Source organism: Parajatrophihabitans canadensis, from assembly GCF_053764775.1.
Genome location: NZ_CM132445.1, coordinates 2186829 through 2206005, shown reverse-complemented (window position 1 = coordinate 2206005; position 19177 = coordinate 2186829). Strand labels below are relative to the sequence as shown.

The following is a 19177-nucleotide window of genomic DNA, read 5'->3' as shown; positions in this document are numbered from 1 at the left end:
CACAGAGCGTCGCAGCGGCGAGTCATCATCGAGTTCAGGCGATGTGCCATCACCCAATAGGCAGGCAAATTGACAACACTAGATCAAGGGCCGAGAGGAATCCGCCATGGACGACACAATCGTAGAGCTGGACCACCGGCCGAGCGGCAGTTTCGAGGTATCCCTGCTATGGCATCGCGACCTCGAGGTCGTCAGCCTCATCATTCGGGACCGATCAGGACGATCGCTTGAGATCCCGGTGGTCCACGACCGGGCACTGCAGGCGTTCAAGCACCCCTTCGCCTACGCCGCATCGATAGGCGTTGACTACCTCACCAGCCTAGCCCGGATGCACCGTGATCTTGGGCTGTCGAACGTGCAATAACGCCGAGATGCCCTTGCGCGGTGGGAGAAACCAGAGCTGAAGAACCGTCATGGCGCGCCCGAATTAGCGGCACCCGCATTTCGACTCCGCCCGGGTCGGTGAATTCGAACCTAGCGTTCAGCGACCGCAAGGGCCTCCCGCCAGCGCTGGTAGTTCTCGGGACTGGCGCGGCGTGGTCCGTGGATGACGTCCCTTCAGGCCGGCTCGTCCAGGCCAATCAGCCTGCTGCAGTAGCTGCCGCGGCTTCGCAACGTATCCAGGCTCGCCGCCAGGCACGAGAGGCTCGCCACCGCACCCGGGTGCTGGCCGGGTATCGCCAGCGAACTATCCGTCTTGGTGAACACGTCGACACATGCGCAACATTTACGCCCAACTGTCGGTCCGCGATCGCCCTTCGACATTGCAACGCACCCCGAGAGCTGCGACTACTGGTCGCAGGCCTTGCCCTCGCGCAGTCACCTGACCCCAGTGATGAGGATTCACCCACCAGCGCCGGACCAAAGGCCTCATGGACCACCACGCGCCCAGAACACGATCCGGATCGGCAGCCACCCCGCCCGTCACGGTGCTTGCTGCGTTCCCGGCGCTGGTGCCGCAGCACCTAGGCACCGAGACCGCACTCAGCGACCTCGTCCGCCGGTCGACACCGCGACCCATATCGTCAGGGTCAGGTGACGACGGCCCACCCTGATGGGCGCTAACTTCAGGCCACGTAAGGCCCGGACGACGGATGCGCCGGGCGTGCAGAGAACACCAGGAGGCATGAGATGCCGACCACTACCCAGCCGTCTACGACGCGGCTTAGCGTGAACGAAGCGTGGTATGAGGCTGTGTTCGCCTCCGCACTGCAGCCATCGGACTCCCCAGCCTCCGATGTAGTCGCAGAGGCCATCAGATGCGCCCTACGCCAGTTCGGCGTCCGTGGCTGCGCCGACCGGATGGCACAAGAGTTCGGCGACCACCCCGACGCGGCCGCCGGCCGAATGCGATGGGTGCGTCAACTTGCCCGCGAGGCTAGAGGCGGACGATGAACGAGACCTGCGACCGGTGCGGACCAGCAGTCTGGGCCGTCTACCGCGTGAGCCGGCATGGCGAGCTGTACCTATGCAGGCGTTGCGCCGGCCGGCTATGGCCAGCCCTGTCAGCGCGGGGCTGGACCGTCTGGCTCGTCATTCTTTCGGGCCTCGGGTGGGCTGGTCGTTCAGAGGCGCCAATGAGCCCGTTTGCGGGCGAACATGACTGCGGTCTGGGCGGCCGGGTCAGAGGCGGTTACGTGATCGTGCGTTCAAGACCGGTAGGAACTACGGAAGACCGGCCGTCTTTGTGATGATGGACTACTTGCATGGACGCAAGACCGCCTCGCGAGCCTGAAACCTCTCGGCCCAGCCCGTGCTCGAACGCACGCCGTGGGGTGGTCAGCCGAGCTGGGAAGCGCGGTTCTTCCATGCGATCAAAGAGGAATTCCGTGCTGGCGCGTGCGCTGCACGATGCACACGCGCAGCCGTTGCTGTCATATGTCGTTGGACTGACCAACGGTGACAGGGCCAGGGCGCAGGACATCGTGCAGGAGACGCTGCTCCGGGCATGGCGCAGCACGACCGTACTCGAACCGCGGGGGCAGCGAAGCTGGCTGTACGCGGTGGCCAGGAACCTCGTCGTCGACGAATGGCGCTCGGCGAGGTACCGCCGCGAGGTGGTGACTGATGATCTTCCCGAGCAGGCCGTGCAAGACACGGCGCAGCAGACGGTGGATCGAGAGCTTGTGCGGGCCGCACTACAAACCCTGTCGGTCGAACACCGGCAGACGCTGTTTGAGTGTTACTTCCGCGGCGCCTCCGTACGCGAGGCCGCGGACACCCTCGGCGTGCCACCCGGCACCATCAAATCCCGCACCCACTACGCCCTGCACGCACTTCGACTGGCCATCGAGGGGGTTAGGCGGCGTCGCCTGACGAAACACCCCGGCGCAATGGTGCGCGCGACAAGTTCAGTCAGTCAAAGCAGGGGAGATTGCTTCTCGGCTCGTCAAACCGTGTCGGTACCTAATTCGCGCGTTTCGCTCCATTCGAGGATGAGTTCACGCGCGGCGAAGTACCAGGCGCCGTCGATCTTGACGAAATCGTCGAGATAACGGAGCCAAGCGACCATCATCATGCGAGATCCGTCTTGAGTAAACAGGTGGTGGGCGATGGTGTAGCTCTCGCCGGTGGCTCGGTCGCCGTCGATCTGAGTACGTAAGTGCCGTACCGGTGCCTCACAGCGTGCGGGGTGCCTGGGATGCCGGCGCGATCCATCGCCAGGCTGAGCACGTGACTCGGCGCCTTGGGCCCGATGGGTTTGCTCGCGTCGATTTGCGACTGAGAACCAACCATCCCTCCCGGGGATAGTGCTCAGCGTCCGCCGCCACGGTCGGGTGCAGCGGCAGATCGGCGGGGTAGCCGCCCTTGCCGACCACGTGCAGCATGCCATCGCGAACGTTCACGCCGCGGATCTTCGCGAACTCGTCTGAGCGCAGCCCTTGGAAGGCAGCCAGACCACCATCATGTGGGTACGCGCACGTAAGCCGGAATCGAGCGGCAGCTGCACATGCTCGGTCTTGGTCGGCCTAGGCCAACTCCGTGGCGTTTTCTGCGTGGGCAATTTCGCGCTCGGATCATCGATCTGGTAGTCCATCCGTTGCAGCCAACGGATGACCTGGACACGCGCGGCGATTGTGCGCTCGCTCAGACCTCCGGCCCGCATCCACCCAACCCATTCTCTAGCAACTGTCCGAGGCTCACGGGCCGTCGCCTAGTGCGACCAACCTGCCGATCTCGCCCGTTCGTCCTCAAGGCTTCGCCATTCGTGATCGCGGACCACGCACCACGTCGGGCAATTCGTGTTGATAATTTCGTCTCCGCATCAGGTCATCGCCGGCTCATTTAGCCGACGCCTGGACGGCAGGAAATCCGGGGGGTCCACGCTCGTCAGCCGCCCGCTCACTATCGCATCGCGTCCTGATGTGCATCCGACCAGCCAGAGGGCTTGCGTCGGCATTCGTTGTTCACCGGATCCGGTCCGAAGGCTGCCCGATCGGCGTGCCGTTGCACCACGATCGGATACGCATCATTCGTCATCCGCACCTCGGCTATGTCACGCCCGCAGGTCGAGCAAGTACGAGAGCGTCGGGTAGCCACGTGAACACTCTCGGTTACACGCCCGCGAGTTCCAAGTCGGCGCGCCGACCAGCTAACGAGATTCGTACGCGCTCGTGTTCCCGATCATCGTGCCTGCGCCTCTGGCTTGCGCTTTGCGAAGTAGGTGCGCACCTCTGATCGAGTCACCCGGTACAAAATTGCAACAAGCAAGAATGCTTGTAATACCTGCTCAGCGCGCATCCAAAACGGATATGGATTGATCCACAGCAACGCAAGACTGGCGATGCCTGCGATGCTCAGCCAGTGGACTCGTAGGTAGGCCCGTCGACGACCGCGCAACAGGGCACGTACGAGAAACACGTAGACGATCGCCACGACGACGTTGCCGGCCACCCGGGACCAGATCGCGGCGTTCGCGGCCTGCCGAAAGATGCGTTGCTGCTCTGCCTCGGTCAAGCTCGAATCGTGACTGAGGTGATGGTGCGCGACCTGGTAGTTGATAACGCTGTGCTTGAAGGTGAAGACCAGAACGGTCAGCAACAACGACATCGCTAGATTGGCGATCAACAGATATATCAATGGATGAAGCGAACGAGGCGGCGGCGCCACCGACTCCAATCCCTCTTGAACTGGTGGCATTGCCGGATACTCGGTCACACCGAGGACCATACGTCAGCTGGGTGGCCGCCACGCAAATCCTTTTGCGTTCATACGGAATACCGATCAGCAAGCCCAGCACACTGATCAGCGAAATCAGCCAGACGTCACGCCCGCCGGGTTGTCATGGGGGTTCATGTATGCCGATCGTGGGGTCGCCACATGATCGGGCGGGACAACGCCCACGACACCTTCAGGCGCCACAATGGGAACAGTAGCGACGAGTAGATGGAGGTAGGCCGTGTCGGATTACCCAGGGCTCATTACCCCGCTTGATCACGTAGAGCCGGTTCCGCGCCGTATCCGAGCCGTCCTGGAAGGAAAGGTCGTCCTCGACACAACTCGCGCACTCTACGTCTGGGAGTCGCCGCACTACCCCCAGTACTACATCCCGCTGGCCGATATCGATTCGAGCATTCTCGTCGACGAGGAGCACGTCCAGAAGCTGCGCCGGGGTAGCGCGCGCAGGCATGCCATCAAGCTCGGCAGTGCGTCGCACCCGGGATCAGCGCGGCTGTACGGCGAGGACGCGATCCCCGGCCTCGCCGGGACAGTGCGCATTGAGTGGTCCGCGCTGGACGCGTGGTACGAGGAGGACGAGGAGGTCTTCATCCATCCGCGCAACCCCTACGCCCGCGTCGATGCGCTCAGATCAACGCGCAACGTGCGAGTCGAACTGCAGGGCACAGTGTTGGCGGAATCGACCTCGCCGATCATGGTCTTCGAGACAGGCTTGCCCACCCGGTACTACCTCAACCGAACAGAAGTCGATTTCACAAACCTCCTACCGTCCGACACCGAAACAGCTTGCCCCTACAAGGGACGGACCACCGGCTACTGGTCGGTCCAGCTCAACGGCACCACGCACGCCGATCTCGCCTGGTGCTACGACTTCCCCACTCGTCAGCTCCTTCCGATCGCCGGCCTGATCGCGTTTTACAACGAGAAAGTCGACATCCTCCTTGACGGTGTGGCACTCGAGCGGCCAGTCACACCGTTCTCCGCTGCAAGCGACGCGCCCTAGGCCTGGTTCGGTTTACAGCGCTCGTTCTGCCGGGGTATCGTCACCTCAGCACAAACTCAGGTACGAAAAGTTCAGCTACAAAGGCTCACCCAGAGCCGCATCGCGAGAAAAGAAGCCGGTGAGATTCCGGCGCGGTAGCGCCACTGTATCGAGCAACCGCCAAGAAGCGTTGTTCGGAGCCAGACCTTCCTGCGATGTAAACCGTTTCTACCGGGACGCATCATCCCGAAGGAGAAGAGTTATGACCACCGCCGTCAATCCGTCATCACCGTCCGTATCGATACCGCGCGTGCTGCCCGCTACCCGAGTAGCGATTCTGCTCGGCATCACGGTGTTCCTCGCCTTGGCGGTCTACTACTTCGTCGGCATTGACGAAGGTATGTCGTCGGTGTTCGGCAAGACGCTGGTCGTCCACGAGTGGGTTCACGACTCAAGGCACTTTCTCGGATTCCCTTGCCACTAGTCCTGCCAACCTCGGACAGGACATCCAATGGAAATACGCATCATTCTGCGTGGCGTGCTCTCTGGAGCAATCGCCGGCGTACTTGGCTTCATCTTTGCCCGGATTTTTGCTGAGCCCTACATCCAACAAGCCATCGATTACGAGTCCGGCCGCGACGACGCCATCGCCTCGGTAGCCAAATCGCTTGGTGTCACCGTAGAGCCTGACGGCCCAGAGATCTTCAGCCGCACGATCCAAGCGAACATCGGCGTCGCGAGTGGCATCATCGGTTTCTCGGCAGCCATGGGCGCTTTGGTCGCCGTGACCTACCTGGTCTTGCATGGCAGGTTCGGGGTGCGGCCGCGCACGCTCGCGCTCTTTATCACTGGGCTCGGATTCCTGGGCGTCTACATGGTGCCCTTCGTCAAGTACCCGGCTAACCCACCTTCGATCGGGCACACCTTCACCATCGCGACTCGCGCGCACCTGTATCTGACGATGGTGGCTTGCTCGCTGATCTTCCTTGGCTTGGCGGTCTTTCTCGGCCACCGCATCCGGCACAGGTTCGGCACCTACAACGCGACCCTGATCGCGGCGGGGGCCTTCATCGTACTGATAAGCATTGTGATGGCCGTCCTCCCGTCGCTCGGGCATCTCGCCGCAAACAAAGCGGTGGAAGGCAGCCTCGGTTACGGCAAGTCTGCGACCGAGACTCCGCTTCCGGTGACGGACCCTCAAGGACACATCGTCTACCCGGGATTCTCCGCGGACGTTCTCTGGAAGTTTCGGTTCTATTCGATCATCGCCCAATTGATCATCTGGACGACGATCGGACTGACTTTCTCCTATCTTGTTGAGAGGTTCGTCGGCAGACCTGCCACGACCGATCCAGCACCCCGAGAAGTCATCACCGTCTGAGACGCACCACGGAACGATCCGGTCAAGGTATACGGACAGCGAGCGCCAGATACCGATCGTCGGCGTCATCGAGCAGCTCGCAACGCCACCCGCTTTCGGCTAGCGCTCTGTGGATATTCGCCCCGGCGCGGACATCGTCACCGTCGAGCGCGTGACCGTGACGCGCGGCTAGCTGCGCTCGCCCGATCGGATGGAACAGCGCAAGTCGACCGCCGACGCGGCAGACTCTTGCAAGCTCCGCGAGGCCGGCGACCGGATCGTTCAGGTGCGAGACGAGACCTGCGGCAAACACAGCGTCGATGGAGCCAGTCGCGAGAGGCAACCTCGTGACGTCGGACAGTATCAACGCGGCATGAGTGTCCCGCCCGAGTCGCACTGCCTCGGCCAGCATCTCGGCAGTCACATCAATAGCGATGACTGCCCCCGTCATGCCCACCGCCGTTCGCAGTGCGGGCAGCGCCCGTCCGGTGCCGCATGCCGCGTCAAGGACTACGCCCCCGAGCTGCGGTGCGAGCTCGGCAACTGCCCGCGCATAGCGCGGGGCGTCGTCGGGAAAGCGGTCCTCCCAGCCAGCCGCTCGGGGACCGAAGTACGCCCGGGTCGCCGCTACGTCAGTGCTCATCGCAACCCAGTACACATCGCAACCCAGCGCTCATCGCAACCCAGTGCTCATCGCAGCGTCGCGGTCATTCATACGATCGTTCTACACCCCGGCCGGGCGCGGCTAGGGTGACAACACCGAATCTGCACTCAGGAGGGCACTATGCGTCTGTCCGCTCGAAACCAGCTCACCGGGACGGTCTCAGGCATTGAGGTCGGCGCCGTGATGACCATCGTCAAGGTTGATCTCGACGGCGGCCAACAGGTCACAGCTTCAGTGACCAAGCAGTCCGTCGAAGAACTCGGTCTGGTGGTCGGCTCGCCCGTTACAGCAGTGATCAAGTCTACCGAGGTCATGCTAGGCGTGGAGTAGCAATCGCAGGCGGCCGGTGAACGCATCGCGCGCGCACTCCGTATTACATGCGAGGCAACGTCTAGAGATGGAGTGCGTATATGAACGACGAGGGATACAGCAGGCGGACAGTGCTCGGTGTTGGTGGCGCCGGCGTGCTTGGAGTGGGCCTGCTCGGCCTCGCTGGCTGCAGCGCCAGCAAATCGTCTTCAGACGCACCTGCTCCCGCGAGCTCCGCTGGCGCGGGTGGTTCGAGCACAGCCGGGGGCTCGCCCGCAGGGGCGTTGGTCAAACTTTCTGACGTCCCGGTCGGGGGGTCAGTGGCGGCAACCGCCAAGTTCGACGGCAAGCCCGTAGTCGTCTCGCAGAAGACGGCCGGCGCAGTCACAGCCTTCTCTGCAATCTGTACGCACATGGGCTGCACTGTGAATGCTGGCGGTGCGCAGTTCCATTGCCCCTGCCATGGCTCGATCTACGATGCGTTCACTGGCCAGGTCATTCAAGGCCCAGCGCCGACGGCTCTCACCTCAATACCGGTTACCGTCTCAGGTGACGAGGTCGTCGCCAGTTGAGCGACCGATGCAGCTGGCTAACCTGCCAATTGACCGGCTGGGAGTATCGGCTTGTCCGGGTAGGCCGATAACGCCTAGGGCTATATCGTCTGCTCATGCCACGCAACGAAGCCGATGACCGAGGCGCGACCACGCAGCGTGAACTCGAAACCATTCAGGTCGCACGCCGAGGATCGGTAATCACGCTCACTCTGAACCGGCCGGAACGTCTGAACGCCATCGTCGGGACCATGCTGGACGAGCTGCTCGCCGAACTCGAAAGCATCGCATCAGATTCCACGGCACGAGTGGTCGTTATCACTGGCGCCGGACGAGGCTTCTGCGCTGGCGGAGACTTGAATGCGACCGGATCTGGTGCGCCGGGACGCATCGAAACCTCAATCGCGGCAAGTCGGCGGGCGCTACGGATCTCTGAACTCATGCGTTCCATGCCCCAACCCGTCATCGCCGCGATCAACGGCCCCTGCGCCGGGGCCGGCCTGTCCTGGGCGTGCGCGGCAGATCTCCGGATCGCCGCCGAATCTGCGACATTCAGCACGGCATTCGTCACCGCCGGAGTGGGCGGCGATCATGGCATCACCTGGTTGCTGCCCCGCATTGTCGGCGTCGGTCGCGCAGCAGACCTGCTGCTTTTGTCAGAGCGGTTCGGGGCCGAGTTCGCACTGACCATCGGCCTGATATCACGAATCGTGCCGGACGCGGAGCTGCTCAGCTCGGTGGAGCAGCTGGCCGCGCGCCTGCTCGAGCGAGCGCCTGGCGCCCTGGCCGCAATGAAGGCCAACCTGCGTGAGGCACAGAGCCTCTCCCTCGGCGAGTCACTAGACCGGGAGGCTGAACGCCTCGTGCATGCGTTCAGGCACCCTGATTCCGCCGAGGCCGCACGGGCGTTCCTGGAAAGACGCCCCCCGCACTACTCCGATTGAGCGATCGGCTCTGTCGACAGTCGGCTCTGTCGACAGTCGGCTCCGTCAACAGTCGGCTCTGTCAACAATCGGCTTCTGTGACCAGTCAGCTTGACCAACGCTTGACCATTGCCAGTAACGTGAACCCGATCCGAGACTGAACTTCACCAAAGCTAGGAGCTGCCGTGACCTTGGCGTTGTCACCCGGTTGCGGAGCGCGCTTCGATTCCGTCGAAGCCGTGGATCAGTATCTCGCCTGCCTGTCGGCTACCGGATTCGGTGCGGTCTCACTCGGTCTCGATCAGATCAAACCCTTCACGGTCAACGGCGCGACCGGGCTACAACTCCTGCGGCGGATGCTAGAACACCACGGCCTGGATTGTTCAGACATCCTGACCGTCTCGGTACGGGGCCAGGAGCGTGACGAGGCTGAGTCGACGAAGTTCATCACCGACGTCGCTCATGGCGTCGGTGCACGTTCGATACTCCTGGTTTGCTTCACCAAGCCAACGGATGCGGTGATGCAGCGCCTCGATCGACTGGCAGCGATTACTGTGCAGGCACAGGTGAAACTGGCCTTGGAGTTTGCGCCTGGCCTTGCGATCGACTCAATTCAGAAGGGGTTGGAGGTCTGCGCGACAATCGGATCGGACCGGATGGGGCTCGTGGTCGATACCTGGCACTTCTTCCGCGGGCCGAGTACATGGGCCGACCTTGAAACTGTGCCGCTGGAGAACGTTTTGCTCGTCCAGTTCGATGACGCGCCGCCGGCCATCAGCGCGGATGTGATGGACGAGACCACCAACCGGCGGACGTGGCCGGGCCAGGGCAGCTTCGAGCTACAGCGATTCGCCACGACACTGAGCGATCGCGGATGGGCAGGCGTCAGCAGTGTCGAGGTGCTGTCCGATGAAACGCGATTGCTCGACATGCACACTTTCGTCCGGACGGCTTACGAATCGTCCAAGCCGTACTGGCCGTAACCCGAACCGGCAGCCACGATCAGCCAAGGCCCGCTGCGCTTGCCGCGATTCGAAGCACGCCCTCCAACATCGCAGGCGTCAGCCGTCCGGTGAAGGTGTTCTGCTGGCTGACGTGATAGCAGCCGATCAGGGTCAGCGATGCACTATTTCCGTCCGAAACATCTCCGTCGACGTCACGCCTGGCAAGTTCATATCGTGCGCCATGCCCGAATCGCGGTTGGGGCGACGGGATGCGCCACCCGGCGTTTGCGAGAACCGGAAGTAACGCCTGCCAACCGAATCGTCCGAGTACGACGACGGAACGCAGCGTTGGGGCCAACAGTTCGAGCTCGCGAGCGAGCCAGGGACGGCAGGTGTCGCGTTCACCCGGAGTGCGTTTGTTCGCCGGTGGCGCACAACGCACCGGAGCGGTAATCCGAACACCACGCAAGCTCAACCCGTCGCCGATAGCCTCGCTCGACGCCTGAGATGCCAGGCCTACCGCGTGCAACGCAGCGAAAAGCACGTCGCCGGACCGGTCTCCGGTGAACATCCGGCCAGTGCGGTTTGCACCGTGCGCGGCGGGGGCAAGGCCGACGATTGCCAGCGGTGCATCGGTCGGACCGAATCCCGGTACCGGCCGCCCCCAATATTCCCACTGCCGAAAGGAAGCGCGCTTGGTAGACGCGACCTCCTCGCGCCATGTCACCAGTCTGGGGCAAGCGCGACACTCCACTAGAGCGTCGTCGAGGTCAACTAGGGATGTCGCTCGGCTCGCGCTCGAAATTGGGTAGCGCCAGTCCGTCGGTGCCGGATGGGTCGAAGATGGTTCGACCGACTGGAGATCGGTTGGACACAACCCGTCGGCCGATTCGGAGACCTTACGCATCGGAGGTACGCGCTATGGTCGCGCTCGCCCGTCGAACGGCACGGATCGGCTCGTCCGGTATCGAGGCGGCCAGGAAATCGTAACTGTGCAGTAGGACGTTCGCGGCTCGCGACCCTGCGGCGGCCTGTTCGACGATCCCCGCGAGCCAGTCAGCAAGATCGCCCCAGCCGGGTGCAGCGAGAGAACCACCGACCTGTTGCACCGACAGCGCAGCGCACAGGTTGGCGAAGGCCATCCGGTTGCGCAACGGCCACCCCCTAAGCGTCCCAAGAACGAACGAGGCAGCAAAGACGTCGCCGGCCCCGGTGGCGTCGACTGCATTGACCGGCAGCGAGGGCACCCACTCCTCTTCGCCAGTAATCGAATCGATCCCGATCGAACCCTGCCCGCCGCACGTGACCACGACAACGGGCACGCTGTCAGCCAATTTCATCAGTGCTGCACGCGGATCGTCGCTTCGGGTGTACGCCATCGCCTCGGTGCTGTTCGGCAGAAATGCATACAGGTCAGCAAGCTGCTCGAGAACCTGAGGCGACCATTGCAGGGTTGGATCCCACCCCACGTCGCCGAACAGTCTCGTTCCGCGACTGCTCGCTTCCGACACCCAAGGTTCGGGACGTTCCCCGAGGTGGACTACGCCAGCCGCTGCATTCGGTGGGCTGGAGATCAGATCAGTCGTAGGAACGGGCGACGGATGGCTGTGGGTGACCATCGCACGATCGCGGTGTACCGCCAACGAGACGGTGACCGGCGAGTGCCAGTCGGCTATGCGTTGCGAGAGCGACAGATCCACGCCCTCTTGCTCAGCTAGCGTGCGCCAGAGGAAGTCGCCGTAAACATCGTCCCCGAAAGTCGCCGCGAGGGCCGTACGCAACCCGAGTCGGCTTGCTGCTACCGCTAGATTGGCGATACCTCCAGGGCACGATCCCATTCCTTCGGCCCACAACTCGGTACCGTTCGTCGGCAGGGCAGGCAATCCCGTCAGCACGATGTCGAAAAAGACCGTGCCCTGCATGACGACGTCGAACTCGGGTTCGTTGATCGTGATCAGCCCCTCTCTCAGGTCAGGCCCAACACCCGGTCTACTTCGAACTCGATGACGACTCGAGTGGGGTTCGGTCGTGGCTGCCGGTATCGCTCGGCGTAGCGCCTCTCGGCCTCCAGCACCGCAGCCTGATCGGCGCGCACGATGGCGACTCCCTCGAGGGTGGACCAGCGGCGGCCGTCGAACTGGCAGACGGCGAGGCGGGCAGAACCCGCTACGCGCGCGTTAGCGGCTGACACATTACGAGCCTTGCGGGACGAGGCCGAACAGATCACGCGCCCAATTCGCCTTTCGAAGTCGAAGGTAACTCCGACAGGTACGACGTGCGGCGAGTGATCAGGTCGTTGCGTGGTCAACGAAGCGAGGTGACGTTCAGTCCAAAAGGCCCGAAACTCCGACGAGAATCCGCTTGATTCCTCGGTCGCAGAGTTCTCTGTCGAAGCCATACCGCCCCCCACCGTTTCGCTCGACTTCGACAATCCCAACCCGTGTCGACGCGCAAGGTGCGCCTGATCGCAGATTCCAGGCTCTCACAACTACCCAGCCCGCTGAGATGCAGCCCAGCACTCTCACTCGCCTGCCGGCGGCCTGCGCAAGAGGGCCGGGAGGTAGGCCGCGCCGCCCGCAGGCGCAAAAGCGGCCGCCCGGTCCCCTGGATTGGACATCGAGCACGACCTGAGTGAGAGGCACCCACAGCCAATGCAGGAATCCAGCCCATCCCGCAGGGCCTGCAGGGCAATGATCTGCTCGTCGAGGCGTTGTCGCCAATCGCGCGAGATGCGGTTCCAGTCGGCTTTCGTCGGGGTCCTGGAGTCAGGCAGCTGCTTCAGCTCCGCACGAATCTCCTCCAGGCTCAGCCCGACATTGCGCGCCGCACGGATGAAGGCCAACCGTCTGAGGACGTTTCGCTCGTACCTGCGCTGGCCGCCGCTCGTCCGTGTCGCTTTCACCAGACCTTCGCGCTCGTAGTAGCGCAAGGCCGAAGAGGCGAACCCACTTCGGCGGACCACTTCGGAGACCGTCATCTGATGCTCCATATCCATGATCGCATTCTACTTGACTTGAAGTTGACTTCAACTTTAACAATGAATGAGCCGACTCGCCCGCACCGAATGCGGATCGGCGAACGTCCTGAGGAGGAGTCATGGCAGTAGCACTCATCACTGGAGCGTCGTCCGGTCTCGGCAAGGCGCTTGCATACGCATTGACACGACGGCATTACACCCTGATTCTTGATGCCAGACGCTCGCAGCCGCTCCTTGATCTGGCCAGCGAGCTGTCGTTGATCACCGACGCCACGGCGATCGCCGGTGACGTCTGCGATCGCGGCCATCGAGCCGCGCTGCAACAAGCAGTGCAAAGCCAAGGCGGCCTTGACCTGCTGATCAACAACGCAAGCATGCTCGGCCCGAGCCCGTTACCCGATTTGGCCAATCTGCCGTTGGAGTCGCTTAGCGAAATCCTGGCCGTCAACCTGATCGCGCCACTCGGGCTGATCCAGGAGCTCCTGCCGGACCTTAGCGAATCGGCCGTCGTCGTGAATGTGAGCTCGGATGCGTCCATCGCGAACTATCCCGGGTGGGGTGGTTATGGTGCATCCAAAGCGGCACTTGACCATCTGACTGCGACCCTGGCGGTGGAGATGCCCGGTCGGCGCTGGTATGCAATCGATCCGGGTGACATGCGCACGCCGATGCATCAGGCGGCCTTCCCCGACGAGGACATCAGCGACCGCGCCGAACCCGAGACCGTGGCCCCAAGTCTGCTCAATCTGATCGATCGCAGACCGTCGAGCGGTCGATATCAGGCATCCGATTTTGGTCGCGAGCCAGTCGCGACCACTAGCGCACCCGCAGAATCGCCAGGAGGCATTACACGATGACCGCCACCTTGCCGGCCACTCATTTCGCCCTACCCGAAAGCCTAACTGCAACCGAGCCCCCCGAGCATCGAGGCCTTAGCAGGGACCACGTCCGCCTGCTGGTCGCCCAATCCGGGGGAATCGAGCACACCACGTTCGACCAGCTCGCGAGCTACCTCTCCCCCGGCGACCTGATAGTCGTCAACACCTCGCAAACCATGGCGGCTGAGATTGACGCCGTCCGGCAGGACGGCTGGCCAGCCGTGGTCCATTTCGCCACCGAACTCGACGATCGAAGCTGGGTTGTCGAGCTCAGAACCGCGCCGAGCGCACGGCGGCCAATTCTGGACGGATTCGCCGGTGAGCTAATCCGGGTGGCGCGTTCGGTACGGGTTCGTCTACTCGAGCCCTATCCGGCCCGGGGCGCGTCTCCAACTGGACGAGGTAATCGACTCTGGCGCGCGCAGGTCGTCAGTCGCAAACCGTTCAGCCAATACCTGGCTGAGCACGGCCGGCCAATCAGCTACGGCTACCTCAGACGTTCCTGGCCACTGGCTGACTACCAAACCGTGTTCGCCACTCACCCTGGATCGGCTGAAATGCCGAGCGCAGGCAGGCCATTCAGTGCCGAACTGCTCGTCAACCTGCTGGTTTCGGGCATCGCGATCGCGCCGATCACCCTGCATACCGGAGTCTCATCTCAGGAAGCCGGCGAGCCTCCACAGGCTGAGCGATTCTCGGTGCCTGCTGCGACCGCGAGGCAAGTCAATTCAGCGCGGGCGGCCGGGTCACGAGTAGTCGCCGTCGGTACGACCGTCACGCGCGCGCTTGAATCTGCTGCAGGCACCGATGGTGAGGTCCGATCGGCGAGCGGTTGGACAGACTTGGTGCTCGGGCCACAGCATCCGGTACAGGTGGTGACCGGTTTGATCACCGGGCTGCACAACCCAGACGCGTCGCACCTGCTACTCGTGGAGTCCGTTGCCGGTGCAGAGCTCGCTCAACTTGCATACGACGCCGCCGTCACCGAACGCTATCTATGGCACGAGTTCGGCGACTCGTGTCTGCTGTTGCGACGCTGAACGCGTGCCGAGGGACGATCGACGAGGCGGGTGCGTCCTATACCGTCGAGTAATGCATCCGGTCTTCGAGGCTATCGCGACAGACCCGGCGAGCTCGCTTGTTGCCCTTGACTTCGACGGCACGCTGGCGCCGATTGTGAACGATCCCGCGCAGTCACGTGCGGTGCCCGGAGCTATCGAGACATTGGCTGTCCTGGCACGACATGGGGTACAGGTGTCGATCGTCACCGGCCGCGACGCCGTGACGGTGGTAAGCCTGGGGCAGCTGGAGCGGATACCCGGTGTGCGGGTGAGTGGCTTGCACGGCGCGCAGACCTGGCGGGACGGCAAGCTGGTCACCCGAGCGGAGCCCTCGGGTATCGCAGAACTACGCCAGTCGTTACCGACCCTCATCGAGTCGGCGGATCCAGCAGTCTGGCTGGAAGACAAGGGGCTTTCCCTCGTCGTGCACACTCGGCTGGCCGAGAACCCTCAAGCAGCACTGAACGCACTGACCGAACCAGTCACCGAACTCGCCGCAACGCACGGCCTTGACGTAGTCGGTGGAAAAATGGTGTTGGAGATCCGCATTCCCGGCCTGTCCAAGGCAGACGCGCTGGAGGAGCTACTCGGCCTCGACATCGCAGCAGCAGTCTTCGGTGGCGACGACTACGGTGACCTGCCTGCGTTCAAAGTGATCCGGGACTGGCGCACAGCTCCTCGCGACACCAGCGATCAGGCCCGCAGCGCCCGATCCGGCTTGACGATTGCCGTGGGAGACGTTGCCGAGGTCCGACAGGCAGCGGATCTTCACGTTGACACCCCTGAGGATCTCGCTGACCTGTTGGCCGAGCTTGCCGACCGACTGGCAGGTGGTCAGTCCAGCGACACTGCTCGAATCTGAGCCCGGAACCACTCTGGCGGAGAGACCCCGGCCGAAGACTGGCGTAGGCGTGCTGAGCGTAACTCCTTCTCAACCTCGGGCATTTCCAAAGCAATCCGCAATGCGGCGGCGGTGCCTGTGACGTCAAAGGGATTGATCAGGACGGCATCGTCACCGAGCTCGTCCACCGCGCCCGCCTGCCGCGACAGCACGGCGATTCCATTGCGCTCGGACAGCACACATCCCTCTTTCACCACAAGATTCATGCCGTCGCGGATCGGATTGACCAACAGCACATCCGCCATCCGCATGGCCGCCAGCGATCCCGGATAGTCCTCCTGCACCTCGAGTTTCAACGGCGTCCACTCGTCGGTGCCGAACTCGTCGTCGATCTCGTCAGCGAGTCGTTTGACTTCCGCGGTGTACGCCCGGTAGTCGGCGAGATCATGCCGCGATGGGTAGGCAAAGGCGAGGTGAATGACCCGGTTGTGCCAGGCCGGGTTTGCCCGGAGAAACTCCCGGTAGGCCATCAACCCGCGCAGGATGTTCTTGCTGAGCTCGGTGCGGTCCACCCGCGTGATGACTTTTCGGTCGCCGACGATTTTCTGCAAGGTTCGCATCCGCGCCTCGGCGTCGCGTTGACGGGAGCGGTCCTGCATGGCCTCGACGTCAACGCCCAACGGAAAGACCTGAATTGAAACCTGACGGCCGTCCTGTGCTGTGACAATTCCGCCCGCCTCGGTGTACTCCACGGTCGCTCGCAGTATTTCTCCGCAGCAATCCAGAAACGCCTTCGCCCACCTGTGCGTATGGAACCCGAGCACGTCAGCGCCGAGGAGCCCGTTGAGTAACTCGCCCGCGATGTCGTCAGGAAATAGCTGGAAGTATTCCGGGGGTGCCCAGGGGGTGTGCGTGAAGTGCGCAATCCGAACGTCGTGCCGAAGCGAGCGTAGATAAGACGGGACCAGATTCAGGTGGTAGTCCTGCACCATGACGGACGCCTCCGGCGCCGATTCTGCATCCAACGCTTCCGCAAAAGCGTGGTTGTACCGCCGATAGGCCGCCCACTGACGACGCCAATTGGCATCGAAGACTGGCGTCCGGGCCGTGTCGTAGAGCAAGTGGCTGATGTACCAGAGCGAGGAATTGGCAATGCCGTTGTAGGCCTGACGAAACGTCGTCGAATCGATCGGCAGCATCCGAACCGAAAGCCCGTCGAGCAGGTCGACAGACGCATCCGCGCCCGAGACATGGCCACGCTCGGACTCTCGCGCAAGCGCACGTTCGACATCATTGAGGGCTGCACAGACCCAGACGACATCATCACGGCCTTGCAGAGCGCCGAGCATTCCGGAGACGAGACCACCTCCGCCACGATCAATCTGATCCTCGCCGCCCTCCACCGCGCGGACCGAGATCGGTCCGCGATTCGATGCAACGACAAGTCTTGCTTTACCCGTTCGGGTATCGGTTGTCACGACAGTCCTTTCACCTCGTCAAAGCCCACTGCTCAGAACGAGCGGCTAGGTACGGCCGCGATTCACACCGGCCCCCTCGAGTCGCCTGGCCGCGTTCACCAGTCCGACGTGGCTGTATGCCTGCGGGACATTGCCCCACAGTGTGGCAGTCGATCTGTCGAACTCCTCGGCGATCAACCCGACATCATTGGTTGCCGCGAGCAGCCGACCGAAAAGTCCTTCTGCAGCGTCCAGGTCCCCGATACCCGCCAGTGCATCCACCATCCAAAACGAGCAGGCGAGGAACGATCCCTCACTGCCACCGACCCCATCAGCGGATCTCGCACGTTCTGGCCGGTACCGACGAACAAAACCACTGGCATCGGTTAGTTCCCCGCGTACCGCCTGCACAGTCGCTACGATCCGTCGGTCGTTCCACGGCAGGAAGCCCACCCGTGCCATCAGCAGCAGCGAAGCATCAAGCTCATCGGAGCCATAGGATTGCACGAAGTGGCTACCGGTTGGGTCCATGCCCTGGGTACAGACCTGGGCGTGGATCTCGTCTCGTTGTTTACGCCAGTCGTCGACCGGCCCGTCCAGATCGCAAGTCTGCGCTCCGTTGATCATCCGGTCGAATGCCACCCACGCCATCACCTTCGAGTGGACGAAGTGCCGGCGCTTGCCACGTATCTCCCACAAACCATCATCGGGGCGGCGCCACCGCCTGGTCACCTCCTCGCACAGCAAACGCTGTATCGACCACGAACTGTCCGTCGCCGCCGTGTGGTCGGCTCGCTCTGGATGCTTGGTGATCTCGGCTGCCCTGGCGAGATCGAGAGTGTCGAGTACTTCGCCGAAGATATCGAGCTGGAATTGCCTTGCGGCAGCGTTGCCCACGCGGACGGGCTGCGACTGCACGAAGCCGGCGAGCCAGGGAAGTTCTGATTCAGTGATTCGTCGCGCACCATCGACCGCGTAGAGAACCTGCAGGTTGGCGGGATCGCCGGCAACGGCGCGCAGTAGCCAGTGCCGCCAGTCGGCAGCCTCGTCGGTGTAGCCGCACGAGATCAGCGCCTCGAGAGTGAACGTTGAATCACGTAACCAGCAATAGCGGTAGTCCCAATTCCGACTGCCACCTGGCCGTTCCGGAAGCGAAGTGGTTGCGGCGGCGACGATGCCGCCGGTGGGTGCATAGGTCAGCGCCTTCAGGGTGATGAGCGATCGGCGCACCTGTTCCTGCCAGCGGCCGGAATAGCTACAGCGTGACAGCCAGTCCTGCCAGTACCGCTCCGTGTCAGCCAGTGCTTGCACCGGGTCCACCGGGGCAGGCTCTGGTTCATGCGACGCGACCCGGGTGAGCACAAACGCTACCTGCTCGCCGGCGGAGACCGAGAAACTCGCTTCGCTGTGGTGATTCTGCCCTATCAATTCCGCATCGGATCGGATGTAGACGGCATCTGGTCCTGCGACGGCTCCGACGCCACCCTCGATGCTGCGAACCCAAGGGACGATTCTCCCGTAGTCGAAACGAATCCGAATCAGGGTGGCGAAGTCGACGCTGCCCTCCTCGCCTCGCACGATCCGCACAACGTCTGAGGATCCGTCATGCGGCGGCATGAAGTCGATCAGCGTTGCGCGGCCGGTCTGGGTCCGAAACTCGGTCTCCAAGATCAATGTGTCCGGGCGGTAGCGCCGGCTGGTCTCCTCGACGGGCTGGTTGGGCGCGATAAGCCAGTGGCCGTTTTCCTGGTTGCCCAGCAGGGCCGAGAAACAGGCCGCTGAGTCGAATCTGGGCAGACAGAGCCAATCGATCGAGCCAGCGCTCGACACCATCGCCGCGGTGTGCAAATCACCGATCAGGGCGTACTCGCCGACCGATCGTGCACACGCCCAGGCAATCTGTACCTCGGGCCGACTCATCCATCCTGTCTACCAGCAGTCCGGCGATGCGAAACTGCCCGATAGCTGCAATGTCCGCACGCCGCGTGCTCAGACAGCGCGACCTCGCCCGAACAAACCTCTTGCCTACACAACCACTGGCAAGCACCTGA

24 protein-coding genes are annotated in these 19177 nt (G+C 63.0%); 13 read left to right on the top strand and 11 right to left on the bottom strand.

The genetic code is table 11. From position 1 onward, the window contains the following. Positions 1-106: 106 nt before the first annotated feature. The 3 genes from ACSMXN_RS10785 (at position 107) to ACSMXN_RS10775 (ending at position 2495) form a co-directional block, all read left to right on the top strand. Positions 107-364, top strand: coding sequence for a hypothetical protein (locus ACSMXN_RS10785; protein WP_022912243.1), 258 nt, complete (start codon positions 107-109; stop codon positions 362-364). 767 nt (positions 365-1131) lie between these two features. Further along, entirely contained in the window at positions 1132-1395 is a 264-nt protein-coding gene (locus tag ACSMXN_RS10780; protein WP_035943221.1) for a hypothetical protein, read from the top strand. Positions 1396-1808: 413 nt separating this feature from the next. Then, positions 1809-2495 (top strand): sigma-70 family RNA polymerase sigma factor, encoded by a 687-nt coding sequence (locus ACSMXN_RS10775; RefSeq protein WP_455407747.1) that lies wholly within the window; start codon positions 1809-1811, stop codon positions 2493-2495. Here ACSMXN_RS10775 and ACSMXN_RS10770 read toward each other — a convergent pair. The 4 genes from ACSMXN_RS10770 to ACSMXN_RS10755 form a co-directional block, all read right to left on the bottom strand. Continuing rightward, positions 2390-2833 (bottom strand): nuclear transport factor 2 family protein, encoded by a 444-nt coding sequence (locus ACSMXN_RS10770; protein ID WP_081649022.1) that lies wholly within the window; start codon positions 2831-2833, stop codon positions 2390-2392. The two genes, ACSMXN_RS10775 and ACSMXN_RS10770, sit on opposite strands and share 106 nt — an antisense overlap. Positions 2834-2842: 9 nt before the next feature. Beyond that, positions 2843-3106, bottom strand: a complete 264-nt coding sequence (locus ACSMXN_RS10765) for a hypothetical protein (RefSeq protein ID WP_022912664.1) — start codon at positions 3104-3106, stop codon at positions 2843-2845. Between the two features lie 239 nt (positions 3107-3345). After that, positions 3346-3480, bottom strand: a complete 135-nt coding sequence (locus tag ACSMXN_RS10760) for a hypothetical protein (protein WP_022912663.1) — start codon at positions 3478-3480, stop codon at positions 3346-3348. Positions 3481-3624: 144 nt separating this feature from the next. Next, the gene (locus ACSMXN_RS10755) at positions 3625-4158 is read right to left on the bottom strand and encodes a hypothetical protein (RefSeq protein ID WP_155958302.1); all 534 of its coding nucleotides are present in this window, start codon (positions 4156-4158) and stop codon (positions 3625-3627) included. A gap of 241 nt (positions 4159-4399) precedes the next feature. On the opposite strand from ACSMXN_RS10755, the gene ACSMXN_RS10750 reads away from it, so the two are divergent. The 3 genes from ACSMXN_RS10750 (at position 4400) to ACSMXN_RS10740 (ending at position 6542) form a co-directional block, all read left to right on the top strand. Further along, the gene (locus ACSMXN_RS10750) at positions 4400-5182 is read left to right on the top strand and encodes a DUF427 domain-containing protein (protein WP_022912661.1); all 783 of its coding nucleotides are present in this window, start codon (positions 4400-4402) and stop codon (positions 5180-5182) included. A gap of 241 nt (positions 5183-5423) precedes the next feature. Further along, a complete protein-coding gene (locus ACSMXN_RS10745) occupies positions 5424-5645 on the top strand; it encodes a CbtB domain-containing protein (protein WP_022912660.1) in 222 nt (73 codons plus the stop codon). A 27-nt stretch (positions 5646-5672) separates the two neighbouring features. Beyond that, positions 5673-6542, top strand: a complete 870-nt coding sequence (locus ACSMXN_RS10740) for a CbtA family protein (RefSeq protein ID WP_022912659.1) — start codon at positions 5673-5675, stop codon at positions 6540-6542. 22 nt (positions 6543-6564) lie between these two features. Here ACSMXN_RS10740 and ACSMXN_RS10735 read toward each other — a convergent pair whose 3' ends face one another. Continuing rightward, the gene (locus tag ACSMXN_RS10735) at positions 6565-7164 is read right to left on the bottom strand and encodes a class I SAM-dependent methyltransferase (protein ID WP_027139291.1); all 600 of its coding nucleotides are present in this window, start codon (positions 7162-7164) and stop codon (positions 6565-6567) included. Positions 7165-7305: 141 nt separating this feature from the next. Between ACSMXN_RS10735 and ACSMXN_RS10730 the strand changes: the two genes are divergently transcribed. The 4 genes from ACSMXN_RS10730 to ACSMXN_RS10715 all read left to right on the top strand — a co-directional run bounded on the left by ACSMXN_RS10730 (position 7306) and on the right by ACSMXN_RS10715 (position 9951). After that, positions 7306-7515 carry a TOBE domain-containing protein gene (locus tag ACSMXN_RS10730; protein WP_022912657.1) on the top strand — a complete coding sequence of 70 codons (210 nt, stop codon included), beginning with the start codon at positions 7306-7308 and terminating at the stop codon, positions 7513-7515. Between the two features lie 80 nt (positions 7516-7595). Further along, complete coding sequence (locus tag ACSMXN_RS10725; RefSeq protein ID WP_022912656.1) at positions 7596-8066, top strand: Rieske (2Fe-2S) protein; 471 nt, start codon at positions 7596-7598, stop codon at positions 8064-8066. A gap of 95 nt (positions 8067-8161) precedes the next feature. Continuing rightward, positions 8162-8989: an enoyl-CoA hydratase-related protein gene (locus tag ACSMXN_RS10720; protein WP_022912655.1), complete on the top strand. Its 828-nt coding sequence runs from the start codon at positions 8162-8164 to the stop codon at positions 8987-8989. A 164-nt stretch (positions 8990-9153) separates the two neighbouring features. Then, positions 9154-9951, top strand: coding sequence for a TIM barrel protein (locus ACSMXN_RS10715; protein WP_022912654.1), 798 nt, complete (start codon positions 9154-9156; stop codon positions 9949-9951). Between the two features lie 19 nt (positions 9952-9970). On the opposite strand, the gene ACSMXN_RS10710 is transcribed toward ACSMXN_RS10715, so the two are convergent. The 4 genes from ACSMXN_RS10710 to soxR form a co-directional block, all read right to left on the bottom strand. Then, complete coding sequence (locus ACSMXN_RS10710; RefSeq protein WP_455407746.1) at positions 9971-10639, bottom strand: uracil-DNA glycosylase; 669 nt, start codon at positions 10637-10639, stop codon at positions 9971-9973. A gap of 172 nt (positions 10640-10811) precedes the next feature. Continuing rightward, on the bottom strand, positions 10812-11834 hold the full coding sequence (locus ACSMXN_RS10705) for a PfkB family carbohydrate kinase (protein ID WP_022912652.1): 1023 nt from the start codon (positions 11832-11834) through the stop codon (positions 10812-10814). A 44-nt stretch (positions 11835-11878) separates the two neighbouring features. Continuing rightward, complete coding sequence (locus ACSMXN_RS10700) at positions 11879-12310, bottom strand: pyridoxamine 5'-phosphate oxidase family protein (protein WP_027139287.1); 432 nt, start codon at positions 12308-12310, stop codon at positions 11879-11881. A gap of 123 nt (positions 12311-12433) precedes the next feature. Then, positions 12434-12907 (bottom strand): redox-sensitive transcriptional activator SoxR, encoded by a 474-nt coding sequence (soxR, locus tag ACSMXN_RS10695; RefSeq protein ID WP_022912651.1) that lies wholly within the window; start codon positions 12905-12907, stop codon positions 12434-12436. 101 nt (positions 12908-13008) lie between these two features. On the opposite strand from soxR, the gene ACSMXN_RS10690 reads away from it, so the two are divergent. From ACSMXN_RS10690 to otsB, 3 genes are read left to right on the top strand one after another with little or no spacing between them, the layout of a single operon-like run. Further along, positions 13009-13746 (top strand): SDR family oxidoreductase, encoded by a 738-nt coding sequence (locus tag ACSMXN_RS10690; protein WP_022912650.1) that lies wholly within the window; start codon positions 13009-13011, stop codon positions 13744-13746. Further along, positions 13743-14807 carry an S-adenosylmethionine:tRNA ribosyltransferase-isomerase gene (locus tag ACSMXN_RS10685; protein ID WP_022912649.1) on the top strand — a complete coding sequence of 355 codons (1065 nt, stop codon included), beginning with the start codon at positions 13743-13745 and terminating at the stop codon, positions 14805-14807. The genes ACSMXN_RS10690 and ACSMXN_RS10685 overlap by 4 nt, the downstream gene beginning before the upstream one ends. A 52-nt stretch (positions 14808-14859) precedes the next feature. Next, on the top strand, positions 14860-15690 hold the full coding sequence (gene otsB, locus ACSMXN_RS10680) for a trehalose-phosphatase (RefSeq protein WP_022912648.1): 831 nt from the start codon (positions 14860-14862) through the stop codon (positions 15688-15690). On the opposite strand, the gene ACSMXN_RS10675 is transcribed toward otsB, so the two are convergent. Next, positions 15663-17147 (bottom strand): trehalose-6-phosphate synthase, encoded by a 1485-nt coding sequence (locus ACSMXN_RS10675; protein WP_022912647.1) that lies wholly within the window; start codon positions 17145-17147, stop codon positions 15663-15665. The two genes, otsB and ACSMXN_RS10675, sit on opposite strands and share 28 nt — an antisense overlap. Before the next feature lie 45 nt (positions 17148-17192). Further along, a complete protein-coding gene (locus tag ACSMXN_RS10670) occupies positions 17193-19046 on the bottom strand; it encodes a glycoside hydrolase family 15 protein (RefSeq protein ID WP_022912646.1) in 1854 nt (617 codons plus the stop codon). Positions 19047-19177 lie beyond the last annotated feature (131 nt).

Excerpts from the sequence above, each read along its gene's own strand:
- ACSMXN_RS10745 (WP_022912660.1), top strand. The coding sequence starts at position 5,424 with ATGACCACCGCCGTCAATCCGTCATCACCGTCCGTATCGATACCGCGC.
- ACSMXN_RS10685 (WP_022912649.1), top strand. The coding sequence starts at position 13,743 with ATGACCGCCACCTTGCCGGCCACTCATTTCGCCCTACCCGAAAGCCTA.
- ACSMXN_RS10700 (WP_027139287.1), bottom strand. The coding sequence starts at position 12,310 with ATGGCTTCGACAGAGAACTCTGCGACCGAGGAATCAAGCGGATTCTCG.
- ACSMXN_RS10735 (WP_027139291.1), bottom strand. The coding sequence starts at position 7,164 with ATGAGCACTGACGTAGCGGCGACCCGGGCGTACTTCGGTCCCCGAGCG.
- ACSMXN_RS10740 (WP_022912659.1), top strand. The coding sequence starts at position 5,673 with ATGGAAATACGCATCATTCTGCGTGGCGTGCTCTCTGGAGCAATCGCC.
- ACSMXN_RS10730 (WP_022912657.1), top strand. The coding sequence starts at position 7,306 with ATGCGTCTGTCCGCTCGAAACCAGCTCACCGGGACGGTCTCAGGCATT.
- ACSMXN_RS10785 (WP_022912243.1), top strand. The coding sequence starts at position 107 with ATGGACGACACAATCGTAGAGCTGGACCACCGGCCGAGCGGCAGTTTC.
- ACSMXN_RS10725 (WP_022912656.1), top strand. The coding sequence starts at position 7,596 with ATGAACGACGAGGGATACAGCAGGCGGACAGTGCTCGGTGTTGGTGGC.
- ACSMXN_RS10705 (WP_022912652.1), bottom strand. The coding sequence starts at position 11,834 with ATGCAGGGCACGGTCTTTTTCGACATCGTGCTGACGGGATTGCCTGCC.
- ACSMXN_RS10720 (WP_022912655.1), top strand. The coding sequence starts at position 8,162 with ATGCCACGCAACGAAGCCGATGACCGAGGCGCGACCACGCAGCGTGAA.
- ACSMXN_RS10670 (WP_022912646.1), bottom strand. The coding sequence starts at position 19,046 with ATGAGTCGGCCCGAGGTACAGATTGCCTGGGCGTGTGCACGATCGGTC.
- ACSMXN_RS10775 (WP_455407747.1), top strand. The coding sequence starts at position 1,809 with ATGCGATCAAAGAGGAATTCCGTGCTGGCGCGTGCGCTGCACGATGCA.
- soxR (WP_022912651.1), bottom strand. The coding sequence starts at position 12,907 with ATGGATATGGAGCATCAGATGACGGTCTCCGAAGTGGTCCGCCGAAGT.
- ACSMXN_RS10780 (WP_035943221.1), top strand. The coding sequence starts at position 1,132 with ATGCCGACCACTACCCAGCCGTCTACGACGCGGCTTAGCGTGAACGAA.
- ACSMXN_RS10770 (WP_081649022.1), bottom strand. The coding sequence starts at position 2,833 with ATGGCATGCTGCACGTGGTCGGCAAGGGCGGCTACCCCGCCGATCTGC.
- ACSMXN_RS10765 (WP_022912664.1), bottom strand. The coding sequence starts at position 3,106 with ATGCGGGCCGGAGGTCTGAGCGAGCGCACAATCGCCGCGCGTGTCCAG.
- otsB (WP_022912648.1), top strand. The coding sequence starts at position 14,860 with ATGCATCCGGTCTTCGAGGCTATCGCGACAGACCCGGCGAGCTCGCTT.
- ACSMXN_RS10690 (WP_022912650.1), top strand. The coding sequence starts at position 13,009 with ATGGCAGTAGCACTCATCACTGGAGCGTCGTCCGGTCTCGGCAAGGCG.
- ACSMXN_RS10760 (WP_022912663.1), bottom strand. The coding sequence starts at position 3,480 with ATGACGAATGATGCGTATCCGATCGTGGTGCAACGGCACGCCGATCGG.